The sequence below is a fragment of the Bradyrhizobium sp. Leo114 genome (assembly GCF_055229415.2).
Genome location: NZ_JBUYEN020000022.1, coordinates 99780 through 112964 on the forward strand (window position 1 = coordinate 99780; position 13185 = coordinate 112964).

Annotated in this window: 10 protein-coding genes; 8 read left to right on the forward strand and 2 right to left on the reverse strand. The window is 65.1% G+C overall.

Annotation, left to right across the window (positions count from 1 at the left end):
* Nucleotides 1-64 precede the first annotated feature (64 nt).
* The gene (locus ACZIRK_RS25690; RefSeq protein ID WP_463328329.1) at nt 65-937 is read right to left on the reverse strand and encodes a phytanoyl-CoA dioxygenase family protein; all 873 of its coding nucleotides are present in this window, start codon (nt 935-937) and stop codon (nt 65-67) included.
* Nucleotides 938-1058: 121 nt separating this feature from the next.
* On the opposite strand from ACZIRK_RS25690, the gene ACZIRK_RS25695 reads away from it, so the two are divergent.
* The gene (locus ACZIRK_RS25695) at nt 1059-2069 is read left to right on the forward strand and encodes a LacI family DNA-binding transcriptional regulator (protein ID WP_463328330.1); all 1011 of its coding nucleotides are present in this window, start codon (nt 1059-1061) and stop codon (nt 2067-2069) included.
* On the opposite strand, the gene ACZIRK_RS25700 is transcribed toward ACZIRK_RS25695, so the two are convergent.
* Nucleotides 2066-3013, reverse strand: coding sequence for a LysR substrate-binding domain-containing protein (locus ACZIRK_RS25700; RefSeq protein ID WP_463328331.1), 948 nt, complete (start codon nt 3011-3013; stop codon nt 2066-2068). The two genes, ACZIRK_RS25695 and ACZIRK_RS25700, sit on opposite strands and share 4 nt — an antisense overlap.
* A 126-nt stretch (nt 3014-3139) precedes the next feature.
* Between ACZIRK_RS25700 and katG the strand changes: the two genes are divergently transcribed.
* The 7 genes from katG (at nt 3140) to ACZIRK_RS25735 (ending at nt 13182) form a co-directional block, all read left to right on the forward strand.
* Nucleotides 3140-5314, forward strand: a complete 2175-nt coding sequence (katG, locus tag ACZIRK_RS25705) for a catalase/peroxidase HPI (protein WP_463328332.1) — start codon at nt 3140-3142, stop codon at nt 5312-5314.
* 319 nt (nt 5315-5633) lie between these two features.
* A complete protein-coding gene (locus ACZIRK_RS25710; protein WP_456642701.1) occupies nt 5634-6884 on the forward strand; it encodes an ABC transporter substrate-binding protein in 1251 nt (416 codons plus the stop codon).
* A 124-nt stretch (nt 6885-7008) separates the two neighbouring features.
* Nucleotides 7009-7836: a helix-turn-helix transcriptional regulator gene (locus tag ACZIRK_RS25715; RefSeq protein ID WP_028162202.1), complete on the forward strand. Its 828-nt coding sequence runs from the start codon at nt 7009-7011 to the stop codon at nt 7834-7836.
* 276 nt (nt 7837-8112) lie between these two features.
* Nucleotides 8113-9123 carry a branched-chain amino acid ABC transporter permease gene (locus ACZIRK_RS25720; protein WP_463328333.1) on the forward strand — a complete coding sequence of 337 codons (1011 nt, stop codon included), beginning with the start codon at nt 8113-8115 and terminating at the stop codon, nt 9121-9123.
* Nucleotide 9124: 1 nt separating this feature from the next.
* The gene (locus ACZIRK_RS25725) at nt 9125-10195 is read left to right on the forward strand and encodes a branched-chain amino acid ABC transporter permease (protein WP_130223930.1); all 1071 of its coding nucleotides are present in this window, start codon (nt 9125-9127) and stop codon (nt 10193-10195) included.
* Nucleotides 10188-10970, forward strand: a complete 783-nt coding sequence (locus ACZIRK_RS25730) for an ABC transporter ATP-binding protein (protein WP_130223928.1) — start codon at nt 10188-10190, stop codon at nt 10968-10970. Before ACZIRK_RS25725 ends, ACZIRK_RS25730 begins: the two co-directional genes overlap by 8 nt.
* Nucleotides 10963-13182, forward strand: coding sequence for a Tm-1-like ATP-binding domain-containing protein (locus tag ACZIRK_RS25735; protein ID WP_463328334.1), 2220 nt, complete (start codon nt 10963-10965; stop codon nt 13180-13182). The genes ACZIRK_RS25730 and ACZIRK_RS25735 overlap by 8 nt, the downstream gene beginning before the upstream one ends.
* Nucleotides 13183-13185 lie beyond the last annotated feature (3 nt).

A 13185-nucleotide genomic window follows, 5' to 3' on the forward strand; every position in this document is an offset into this window, starting at 1 on the left:
TTATTGATCGTCGCAAGCGGGAAGCCCGCGGGTGTTGCTCCCCGCGGGCTTCGTCAGATGTCTTTCAGGCAGCGCGCGTGAAGTAGCTCTTTTTCGACGCGGACTGCGTTTCGTAGATCGAGCCTTGGCGCTTCGGCGGCGGCAGCGGCATGCGCACGGGAACGTTGGTCATGCGCGGCGCGACAACCGAGCCGCCGGCGAGCAGACGGCTATCGAACTCGGCAAAGTCCTTCACGCCGGCCAGCGGCCAGGCATCGCTTGCCGCGACCTCATAGAGCAGAAGGTTGCGCGGGCGGTTTGAGGTGTTCGTCGCCGAGCCGTGCAGCGCGCGCACGTGATGGAATGACATGCTGCCGGCCTTGCCGATGCAGGGCACCGCACGCTTGATCTCGTCCTGAATCGAGTCAGGGTCGATCAGGCCGGCGAAGCAGCCATCCTCGCCGTGGTGATCCCACATGGTATCGCCGACATGCGATCCCGGTGTCACCAGCATCGGCCCGTTTTCCAGATCGCAATCGTCGAGCAGCACGCCGATCGCAAGGATGTCGTCATTGGTGTGGGGATAGAACGCCCAATCCTGATGCCACTCGACCGGCGAGCCGTACTGCGCGGATTTCATGTTGAGCTTGGAGCCATGCAGGCGCAGGCCAGGGCCGATCAGCTTGGTAAGGATGGAGATGACCGGCTCGCTGCGCACGATCTGATCGAAGATCGGGTGCACCTTGTGCGGCGCCTTGATGCGGCGGACCCTCGGGTTCTCTTGGGTGTGGCCGGGTTCGAGGTCATAGACGTCGGTGTGCTCGGTGACATCAGCGGCACCGGCGACCAGTTCAGCCAGCACGGTGCGGACCCGCGCCAGAGTATCCTTATCGAGCACCTCGGGGACGACGATCACCCCGTCGCGCCGGTAGGTCTGGACCACTTCGTCTGAAATCATACGGCGGTTCCTCCTTTCGTTATGCTAGCGCTACTATGGCCGAATGTTAGCGCTATCATATGCAATGCTAGCGCTGTCACTATGGATGCGCAATCCGGAATCGTGCAGATTCACCTCCACTATGGGTTCCAACCTGACCGAGACCGAAATCATTTCCGAAGAGGCGGCCCCGACGCTGTCGGCGGTGGCGAAACGCGCCGGCGTCTCATCGATCACCGTGAGCCGGGTGGTCCGATTGCCGGATCTGGTCGCGCCGGAAACCCGCGCCCGGGTCGAGAAGGCGATGCGGGAACTCGGCTACGTGCCCAACCTGGTCGCCGGAGCGCTTGCGAGTGCGAAGACCAATTCGGTCGGCGTCCTGGTGCCGACGATCGCCAACTCGATCTTTGCCGACACCGTGCAGGGCCTCTCTGACAAGCTTGAACCGCTCGGCTATTCCGTGATCCTCGCGCAGTCGCGCTACGACGCCGCACGCGAGGACCGCATGCTCGCGGCGCTGCTGTCGCGGCGGCCGGAAGCGATCATCATGGTCGGCTCGCCCGCAACCGAGGACGGCAAGCGCCTGCTGCGTCACGCGCGGATTCCGATCGTCGAAACCTGGGAGCTGCCGATCGATCCGATCGATGCCGTTGCCGGTTTCGACAATTACGAGGCCGGCGTCGCGGTCGCGCGGCACTTCATCGCGCAAGGGCGTCAGCATCTTGCCTTCATCGGCGGCGACGACCCGCGCGGCACGCGGCGATGGCTCGGCTTTGAGGACCACGCACTGGCGCACGGGTTACAACCGCCGCGCCGGCTGATCCTCGAACGCAACGCGTCCGGCAGTGTCGCCGCGCATGCGAACTTGCCCGGTGTCGATGCCGTGTTCGCAGCCAATGACGCTCATGCCATCGGCTTCATGGCCGGCCTGCGCAAGGCCGGGCTGCTGCGCGACGGCCCGGCCGCGGCGCAGCCGGTCGCGGTCGTCGGCCTCGGCGATCTCGAGATGGGACGGCTGATCTCGCCGAGTCTGAGCACCATCAGCGTCCATGGCGATGCGATCGGCCGCACCGCGGCGACACTGACGCTCGAGCGCGGCGGCGAACGCCGGATCGATCTCGGCTTCGAACTGGTGCTGCGCGACAGCGGCTAGCGCGCGATCGGCGATCGTGATCGCGCTGAAGACTTTGGAATGCGCTGCTCGCGCAACGCATCGGCTGACAGACAAACCACTTCGGAAATCTGCATGAGCTGTCTGGCGAGAGGACTGGTCTTGCGCCAGACCATGCCGATGGTTCGCGACGGTTGCGGGTCCTTGAAACGGGCGATCGACACCGATGCCGAGCGTGTCTCCACCCCCATGGCCATTTCCGGAATCAAGGTGACGCCGATGCCGGCGCCGACCATCTGGACGAGCGTGGACAGCGAGCTCGCTTCCAGCACCTCGCGTGGCGGCGATGATTTCATGTTGCAGAACGACAGCGCCTGTTCGCGAAAGCAATGTCCCTCCTCCAGCAGGAGAAGCTTCATTTCGCGCAGCGCTTCGCTGCTCGGCACCGGCGTTCCCTCATCCTCGCCCGGCCGCACCAGCAGGAAATTTTCCGTGAACAGCGCGACCTCGGTCAACGAAGGTTCGGACACCGGCAGGGCGACAATGGCCGTGTCGAGCCGGCCTTCCGCCAGTTCCTTGATCAGCTTCGGCGTCACCGTCTCGCGGACGTGAATGTCGAGTTCAGGATGCATCTGCGTGAGATTGCCGATCACCTTGGGCAGCAGATAGGGAGCAATCGTAGGAATCATGCCTATGCGCAAGCGCCCGACGAGCTGGTCCCGCGACGCCCGCGCGAAGTCCCCGAGTTCATCGACCGAACGCAGGATTTCGCGGACGCGCTGGGCGAGTTCTTCGCCGAACTTCGTCAGCACGACCTGCCGGGCGCTGCGCTCGATCAGCACGCCGCCGAGCGCCTCTTCCAATTCCTTGATCTGCATCGAGAGCGCCGGCTGCGTGATGGCGCATGCCTCCGCCGCACGCCCGAAATGGCCGTGACGCGCCAGCGCGTCAAAGTAACGAAGCTGTCGCAGGGTAAACTGGATCATCAGGATATCTTATCGGTACAATCACGAAAGTCAATTTCACCTGATGATAACGGTCGTTTAGAGTCGTTCAAGACCGACCAGAAACTGCCAACCAGACCCGACCAGAAACTGCCGAAGGAGGCGATGATGGATGACAAGACAAAATGCCCGGTCGCGGGCGGAAAACACAGATTTACCAACCGTGACTGGTGGCCAGGACACTTGGACGTCCAGGTCCTGCACCGGAATTCCGACCTGTCCGATCCGATGGACGCGGAGTTCGACTATGCCAAGGAATTCAAGACGCTCGACCTGAACGCGGTCATTAAGGACCTGACCGCCCTGATGACGGACTCCCAGGAGTGGTGGCCCGCCGACTTCGGCCACTACGGCGGCCTGATGATCCGCATGGCCTGGCACAGCGCGGGCACTTACCGCATTACAGACGGCCGCGGTGGCGCCGGCGCCGGTCAGCAGCGTTTCGCTCCGCTCAACAGCTGGCCGGATAACGCCAACCTCGACAAGGCCCGCCGCCTGCTCTGGCCGATCAAGCAGAAATACGGCCGCAAGATCTCCTGGGCCGACCTGATGGTTCTTGCCGGCAACGTCGCGCTGGAATCGATGGGCTTCAAGACGTTTGGCTTCGCGGGTGGCCGCGTCGACGTCTGGGAGCCGGAAGAACTGTACTGGGGTCCGGAAGGTACCTGGCTCGGCGACGAACGCTACAGCGGCGAGCGCCAGTTGGCCGAGCCGCTCGGCGCGGTGCAGATGGGCCTTATCTACGTCAATCCGGAAGGCCCGAACGGCAAGCCGGACCCGGTCGCCGCGGCGCACGACATCCGCGAGACCTTCTTCCGCATGGCGATGAACGACGAAGAAACCGTCGCGCTGATCGCCGGCGGCCACACCTTCGGCAAGACCCACGGCGCCGGCGATCCGTCGCTCGTCGGTTCGGAGCCGGAAGCCGGTGCGCTGGAGGATCAGGGCCTCGGCTGGAAGAGCAAATTCGGCACCGGTATCGGCGCTGATGCGATCACCGGCGGCCCCGAGGTGATCTGGTCCCAGACCCCGGTGCAGTGGAGCAACTACTTCTTCGAGAACCTGTTCAAGTACGAATGGGAGTTGGTGAAAAGCCCGGCCGGTGCCTGGCAGTGGCAGGCAAAGGGCGCGGAAGCGACGATCCCGGACCCGTTCGACAAATCGAAGAAGCGTCTGCCGACCATGCTGACCACCGACCTGTCGCTGCGCCTCGATCCCGCCTACGAGAAGATCTCACGCCGCTTCTATGAGAACCCCGACCAGTTCGCGGACGCCTTCGCCCGCGCCTGGTTCAAGCTCACCCACCGCGACATGGGTCCGATCGTGCGCTATCTCGGCCCGCTGGTGCCGAAGGAAACGCTGATCTGGCAGGACCCGATCCCGGCCGTGGATCATCCGCTGATCGACGACAAGGATGTCGAAGCGCTGAAGGCGAAGATCCTCGCCTCCGGCCTGTCGGTGCAGCAGCTGGTCTCGACCGCATGGGCCTCGGCGTCCACTTTCCGCGGCTCGGACAAGCGCGGCGGCGCCAACGGCGCGCGCATCCGCTTGAGCCCGCAGAAGGACTGGGAGGCGAACGAGCCGGCGCAGCTCAAGAGCGTGCTGCAGAAGCTCGAAGCCATCCAGAGCGAGTTCAACGGATCGCAGAAGGGCGGCAAGAAGGTCTCGCTCGCCGACCTGATCGTGCTCGCCGGCAGCGCCGCGGTGGAGAAGGCCGCCAAGGACGGCGGCACCGACGTGAAGGTCCCCTTCGCGCCCGGACGCATGGACGCCTCGCAGGAGCAGACCGATGTCGCCTCCTTCGCCCCGCTCGAGCCGCGGGCCGATGGCTTCCGCAACTACATCGGCAAAAAGCATCAGTTCATGCAGCCCGAGGAAGCCCTGGTGGACCGCGCGCAACTGCTGCGGCTCACCGCGCCGGAGATGACGGTCCTGCTCGGTGGACTGCGCGTCCTCGGCGCCAATGTCGGCCAGTCGAAGCATGGTGTCCTCACCACCAAGCCCGGCACGCTGACCAACGACTTCTTCCTCAACCTGCTCGACATGCGCACGCAGTGGAGTGACGTCGGGAATGGCGTATACGAGGGCCGCGACCGCAAGAGCAACGAGCTGAAGTGGACCGGGACCCGCGTCGACCTGATCTTCGGTTCGCACTCGCAGCTCCGCGCGATCGGCGAAGTCTATGCCTGCACCGACTCGAAGGAGAAGTTCGTGAAGGACTTCGTGGCGGCTTGGACCAAGGTCATGAACCTCGATCGCTACGACCTCAGAGCGGCCGCTTGAGGCGCTAGAGGCTGTCGCAAGCGACAACCAAGAAATCAGGGCGGCGTTTCAACTCGAAGCGCCGCCCTCTTTGCGTCCACCGTGCCGTGCCGGCGTCGGCCCCACCTATCCGCCTCAACTGACCCGCCCGCACGACAATCCTCCACCAGATCCCGCTGCGGCGCAGCATGCAAAATGAGACTGCCCGTCAAGCCGCGCGGCGCGGAGACGTCCGCGCTGCATCCGCCATCGGTTAGCTTTCGCCCAACAACCAGACGTCGCGGCCGTCGCAAACACGCGGGCCGCATGCAAGACGCTGCAAAATGGGAGGAGGAGAGCGATGTTGAAAGGCAGTGTGGGACTGATCGCGCTAGGCAGCCTGTTGCTTTCGGGCGCCGCAGTCGCGCAGGAGAAGATCAAGGTCGGCGTCACCGCAACGCTCGAAGGCACCTACACCGTGCTTGGCGAGGACGGCATCCGCGGTTTCCAGACCGCGCTCAATACGCTCGGCAAGAAGGTCGGCGACAAGGAGCTCGAATTCGTCATCGCCTCGACGGATGCGACACCCGATTCCGCGGTGCGCGCGGTGCGCAAGCTGATCGAGCAGGACAAGGTGCAGATCCTGCTCTCGCCGCTCTCCGGCGACGAAGGCATCGCGGTGAAGAATTTTGCCAAGTCCCGCCCCGAGCTGACCTTCGTCAACGCCGCGTCCGGTGCGCAGGAGACGACCTATGTCGACCCGGCCCCGAACTTCTTCCGCTACAACATGGACGGCGCGCAGTGGCAGGTCGGTCTCGGCAAATACGCCTATGACACCAAGGGCTATCGCAAGATCGCGACCGTCGGTGAGGATTACTCCTTCATCTACACTCAGGTGTTCGGTCTCGTGCTTGAATTCTGCGGCGCCGGGGGACAGGTCACGAACCGGCAATGGGTGCCGCTCGGCACCAAGGACTTCGCCTCCGTGATCGCCGCTCTGCCCGACGATGTCGATGCGATCTATCTCGGCCTCGGCGGTGCCGATGCCGTCAACTTCCTCAACCAGTATCAGCAGGCCGGCGGCAAGGCGCATCTGATGGGCGGCTCGATCATGATCGACCAGACCATCCTGTCCTCCAAGGGCAACGCCAAGAACGCGTTGATCGGCACCATCGCCGCGAGCGGCCAGGCCGACACCTGGGAGGATCCCGGCTGGCAGAAATTCGTGAAGGCCTATCAGGACTCCTTCCCGCCGAACAAACGCTTCCCGAGCCCCTCGCTGCTTGCCACCAATTATTACGGCTCGACCATGGCGCTGATCCTGGCGCTGCGTGAGGTCAATGGCGACCTCAGCAATAACCAGGCAAAGCTCAAGGACGCGCTGGCCAAGATCGAGCTCGACGCGCCCAACGGCAAGATCAAGCTCGATTCCAACCGGCAGGCAATCGGCACCAATTTCGTGACCGAGGTGGTGGATGACGGCAAGGGCGCCCTGTTCAGCAAGGTCGTGAAGGTGATCCCGAACGTGAACCAGACGCTCGGTTACGATCCGGCGGTGTTCGCCAAGATCGGCCTGCCGAGCCGCACTATTCCGGAATGCAAGAAGTACTGACCTAATTTTTGCAGGTGCGAACTGACCGTCGGCGACGGGAGCGAGGCGTCGTTGCGCTTGCGTTCTCTTCCCGGATGTTGAACGCTGGTTGCAAAAGACAAGAACATCCCGCGGGAGGGAGGGCATGAGCAAAGCGCTTGCCGTCTTCCACGGCCGGTTCGGTCGCGCGACGGTCTATCAGTTGAACCGTCCCTTCAACGTGCATGCGCACCGCGAAGGACATCTGATCTTCCATGTCGGCGGCACACCGGCGCAGATCGACGTCTGCGATCAGCGGCGGCTCCTCACCGAGGATTCCGTCGTCGCAGTCAACCCGTGGGAGCCGCACAACTTCCTGCCGGCGGACATGGACAGGGGCGCGATCTTCTTCGTGCTTTATGTCAACGCGGAATGGTTTGCGCCCGACACGCCGTGCACGCAGGGCCTGCGCTTCGGCCGCACTCATTTCAAACGCAGCGACACGCTCGACCGGCTGATCCGCCACACCGCGGCGCTTGTGTGCGGTGCCCCCTCGCTCAAGAGCCTCGATGGCGAATTGCGGCGCCTGATCGATCTCAGCTACGAGGAAAGCTGGCGGCAAACCGAAGCCCGGCAGGAAATTCGCACGACTGCGGCGATCACCGATTTTCGCATCCGCAAATCCGTCAAACTATTGTCCGAAAGTCCCGGCGCCGAGATCGAATTGGATTCGATCGCCCGCGCCTCCGGCCTGTCGCGGCCGCACTTCTATCGCTTGTTCCGCACCCAGACCGGCGTCACGCCGCACCTCTATCGCAATACGGTGATGATGGAGCAGGCGCTGGACGCGCTGGTCGCCACCGAAGCGCCGATCGCCGATATCGGCTACGATCTCGGCTTCTCCTCGCAAAGCGGCTTCACCCGCTTCTTCGCCGCCAATGTCGGCATGGCCCCGACCGACTACCGCCGCGCCGCCAAGGTGCTGCGCCCGTAACGCCGACTTCACCTCTCCCGCTTGCGGGAGAGGTCGGCGCGTAAGCGCCGGGTGAGGGCTCTCTCCGCATCGGGAGTCCCAATGCGGAAACACCCTCGCCCCATCCCTCTCCCGCAAGCGGGAGAGGGAGCGCAGCGCGGCCTGCGGATGCAATCCGACCTGATCCTTGAGCCGATAAAAGATACTCCCGGTCAAATCCGCCCGCTCGGCCCGCACTAAGATGCGGACAACGCGATCCGAAAAAGACGATCGCGAGCCTTGAGGGAACGCACGTCGATGGCACGGTTCATCGAACGCCATCCGGCATGGGCGCTGATCGCGATCATCGCGGTCGCGCTCCTGCTGTGGCTGGTCTTCGCGGTGTGGCCGCCCGGCCTGGAGCAGGCGATCGGCCGCAAGCGCGTCTTCCTCAACGCCATCTTCAACGGCATCACGCTCGGCGGCCTCTATTTCCTCGTCGCGAGCGGCTTCACGCTGATCTTCGGCTTGATGCGCAACGTCAACCTGGCGCATGGCTCGCTCTACCTGTTCGGCGGCTATGTCGGCTACGCCATCAGCGCCTGGACCGGCTCCTGGATCTTGAGCTTCGCGGTTGCTTTCCTCGCGGTCGGCCTCGTCGGCGTGCTCCTGCAGATCCTGGTGTTCCGCCGCATGGAGGGGCAGGACCTGCGGCAAACCATGGTGACGATCGGGCTTGCGATCGTGTTTGCCGATTTGATGCTGTGGGTGTTCGGCGGCGATTTCTACCAGATCCCGACGCCGAGCTGGCTGATCGGCCCGGTGCAGCTTCCGTTCATCACCGCGGTCAAATCCTCCGGCGAGCCGGTCTATCTGCAATATCCGATGGTGCGGCTCGCGATCTTCGCTGCCTCTGTCGTGATCGGCATCGCGATGTGGCTGGCGCTGAACCGCACGCGGATCGGCATGATCGTGCGGGCGGGAGTCGATGATCGCGACATATTGGCCGCGACCGGCGTGCAGATCCAGGCCGTGTTCGTGCTGGTGTTCGCGCTCGGCGCAGGATTGGCCGGCATCGCGGGCGTGGTCGGCGGCACCTTCCAATCAATTTCGCCGGGCGAGGATACGCGCTTCCTGCTCGCTTCCCTCGTGGTCGTGATCGTCGGCGGCATGGGGTCGATCCCGGGCGCTGCGCTCGGCGCCGTCATCATCGGTCTCGCCGAGCAGCTCGGCTCGGTCTACATCCCGACCTACGCCATCGTCGTCACCTTCCTGATCATGGTCCTGGTCCTGGCGCTGCGGCCGCAGGGCCTGCTCGCGAGGCGATGACATGTCGTTGACGCAGCTTCATGCACCAGCGACCGCGGTGGAACGTCCGAAGTTCCGTGCCTGGCCCGAGCTCAACAATCCCGCCGCCTGGCTGGTCGCGCTGATCCTCGTGATTATGCCGCTGATCGCGAACGGCTTCTTCCTGATCGAGATCTTCGGCACCTCGCTGATCCTCGGCATTATCGCGCTCAGCCTGATGTTCCTCGCCGGCTATGGCGGCATGGTCAGCCTGATGCAGCTCACCATTGCGGGCTTCGCCGGCTACATGGTCGCGGTGTTCGGCGTCAGCGGCAACGCCAATATCAGCCTCGGCTGGCCGTGGTGGCTGGCGACGCCAATGGCGCTGGTACTCGCGACGATCTTCGGCACGCTCGGCGGCGCGCTCGCGGTCCGCACCGAGGGCATCTACACCATCATGATCACGCTCGCGATCGGCGCGGCGTTCTACTATTTCACCAACCAGAACTGGGCCATCTTCAACGGCCATACCGGCATCAACACGGTCGCCACGCCGCAGTTCTGGGGGGTCGACTGGCGCTCCGATATCCCCTTCTACTATCTAGTCCTCGGCGTCGCCGCGCTCTGCTATTTCGCAGTCCTATATGTCTCGCGCGCCCCATTCGGGCTTGCGCTGCAAGGCGTGCGCGACAATTCCCGCCGCATGGCGGCACTCGGCTTCAACGTCAACGCGCACCGCGTCGCGGCCTATGCGTTCGCATCCTTCATTGCCGGGCTCGGCGGCGTATTGCAGGTCTGGAACTACCGGCAGATCTCGCCCGGCTCGGTCGGCGTCGAACGCTGCATCGACATCCTGATCATCGCCGTGGTCGGCGGCATCACCCGGCCGGTCGGCCCCTTCATCGGCGCGCTCATCTTCGTCATCCTGCGCACCTTCGCGCTCGATGTCCTGATCAAATTCGGACTCGACGGCAATCGCTTCCGCCTCCTGATCGGGCTCGGCTTCCTCGCGATCGTGTTCTGGTCGTCGGATGGCGTGATCGGCCTTTGGGAGCGCTGGGGCCGCCGCCAGACACGAACCTCAAGCAGCACCGTTGGACGCCGCCATGGATAGCGCCGCCCATCGCCTCTCCGCGGTCGGCGCCGGCGCCGCGCTGGAATTGCGTGGCGTGACGCGATTGTTCGGCGCGCTGGCCGCGCTCACCGACGTGACGATGACGGTGCGGCCCGGCGAGCGGCGCGCGGTGCTCGGCTCCAACGGCGCCGGCAAGACCACGCTGTTCAACTGCATCACTGGCGATTTCCCGCCCTCGTCCGGCACCATCCGCTTCTTCGGCGAGGACGTCACCCGCTTTCCGCCCTATGAGCGGATCCGCCGCGGCCTGCGCCGCACCTACCAGATATCGGCGCTGTTCCCGGGCCTCACCGTGCAGGACAATGTCTACCTCGCCTGCCGCGGCGTCTCGCGCGGACGCTTCTCCTTCCTGCGTCCGGGAGCGAACGATGCGCTCATGCAGGCGACGGAGACGCTGGTGCAGGCGGTCCACCTCACCGCCGTGAAAGACCAGCGCGTCGCCGAGCTCGCCCATGGCCAGCAGCGCCAGCTCGAAATCGCGCTCGCACTCGCCGGCGCGCCGCGCTTCATCCTGTTCGACGAGCCGGCGGCGGGCCTGTCGCCGGCGGAACGGCTCGAGCTGATCGAGATACTGACCTCGTTGCCTGCGCATATCGGCTACATCATCATCGAGCACGACATGGACGTCGCGCTGCGCGTCGTCGAGAGCGTCACGATGATGCACAACGGCCGCGTCTTCAAGGAGGGCCTGCCGCGCGAGATCGAGTCCGATCCCGAAGTGCAGGAGCTCTATCTCGGAGGTGGACATGAGTGATATCCGCCGCGCCGCGCCCGCCTTGGAGGTCAGAGGCCTCGACGTCTACTACGGCCATTCGCATGCGCTGCAAGGCGTCGACCTCACGCTCGATTCCGGCGTGTTCTCGGTGGTCGGCCGCAACGGCATGGGCAAGACCACGCTGTGCAAGACCATCATGGGCCTTGTCCGGGCCAGCGGTGGTTCCGTGCGCGTTCGCGGCGAGGACGTCACGCACATGAGCCCGGCCCGGATCGCGCGGCTCGGCGTCGGCTATGTGCCGCAGGGGCGGCGCCTGTGGCGCTCGCTCAGCGTCGACGAGCATTTGCAGCTCGCCGGCGGGATGCGCCGCGGCCCGTGGACGATCGAGCGGATCTACGACACCTTCCCCCGCCTAGCCGAGCGCAAGGATCATGGCGGCAGCCAGCTCTCCGGCGGCGAGCAGCAGATGCTCGCGATCTCGCGCGCGCTGCTGACCAATCCGCATCTGTTGATCATGGACGAGCCAACCGAGGGCTTGGCGCCGGTGATCGTCGCACAGGTCGAGGAGATGCTGGTCCGCCTCGGCGAAGACGGCGACATGTCGGTGCTGGTGATCGAGCAGAACATCGGCGTGGCGACGGCGGTCTCCAAGAACGTCGCCATCATGGTCAACGGCCGCATCAACCGCATCATCGATTCCGTGCGGCTCGCCGCCGACCGCGAGTTGCAGCAGCGCCTACTCGGCGTCGGGCTCCATGGCGATGTTGCAGCCGATATCGACGCCGGCCCCGCAAAGCCCGAGCCGGACGCCGCGCCGCAGCCTGCACGTGCCAAGGGCCCGGTCCGCATCTACATCTCCAACCCCACGCCGCCGACGCGCTGGTCGCAGCCGGTGCCGATCGCCCGCATCGAGGCCGCCGCGCGAACGCATTCGGCCGGCGTCACACGGCTCGAAGAGAGCACCCGGCAGCGACGCGAACCTGCGGCCACCGTGCAGGCCGCGGGCCCGCCGGCCGTGCTGGTCGTCGGCACGCTCGACACCAAGGGACCGGAGCTCCGCTTCATCCGCGACATCATCGCGGCAAGCGGGCTGCGCACCCGGCTGGTCGACGTCTCCACCAGCGGCAAGCAGACGACCTGCGACGTCTCCGCCCAGGAGATCGCGCTGAACCATGGCCGCGGCGGATCGGGCGTGTTCGGCGCCGATCGCGGCGCCTCGGTCAACGCGATGGCGGACGCTTTTGCGAAATGGCTGCGCCGGCAGGGCAATGTCACCGGCATCATCTCGGCCGGCGGCTCCGGCGGCGCCTCGCTGGTCGCGCCCGCGATGCGCGCCCTGCCCATCGGCGTGCCCAAGATCATCATCTCCTCCGTCGCCTCGGGCGACGTCGGCCCCTATGTAGGCCCGGCCGACATCATGATGATGTATTCGGTGACCGACGTCCAAGGCCTCAACTCGATCTCGCGCGCGGTGCTCTCCAACGGCGCCAATGCGCTGGTCGGCATGGTCAAAGCGCGTCTCGACGAGCGCAGCGCCCGCCAGCGCGAGACCGGCAGCGGCCTTCCCGCCGTCGGCATCACCATGTTCGGCGTGACCACGCCTGCGGTGCAGAAGATAGCGGCTGCGCTAAAAGACGATTTCGAGTGTCTGGTGTTCCACGCCACCGGCGTCGGCGGCCGCTCGATGGAGAAGCTCGTCGATTCCGGACAGCTCGCCGCCGTCATCGATCTGACAACCACAGAGATTTGCGATCTCCTGATGGGCGGCGTCTTCCCAGCCACGGACGATCGCTTCGGGGCGATCATCCGCAGCCGCGTGCCCTATGTCGGTTCGGTCGGCGCGCTCGACATGGTCAATTTCGGCGCGCCCGACACCATTCCGGAGCGCTACCGCCAGCGCAAATTCCACGTCCACAACCCGCAGGTCACGTTGATGCGGACGACAGTGGAAGAGAACGAGCGCATGGGCCGCTGGATCGGCGAACGGCTGAACCAGATGGATGGGCCCGTGCGCTTCTTCCTGCCCGAGGGCGGCGTCTCCGCGCTCGATGCGTCGGGCCAGCCGTTCTGGGATCCTGACGCCGACGCGGCGCTGTTCCGCGCACTGGAGCGGACGGTGCGCCAGACCGGCAACCGCCAGCTCATTCGCATCAAGCGCAACATCAACGATCCCGAATTTGCGGCTGCGATCGTAGCCGCGTTCCGTCCTCTGCTCGGACGCGCCGGTGGACGGCGGAGAGTGGCGAGGTGACCC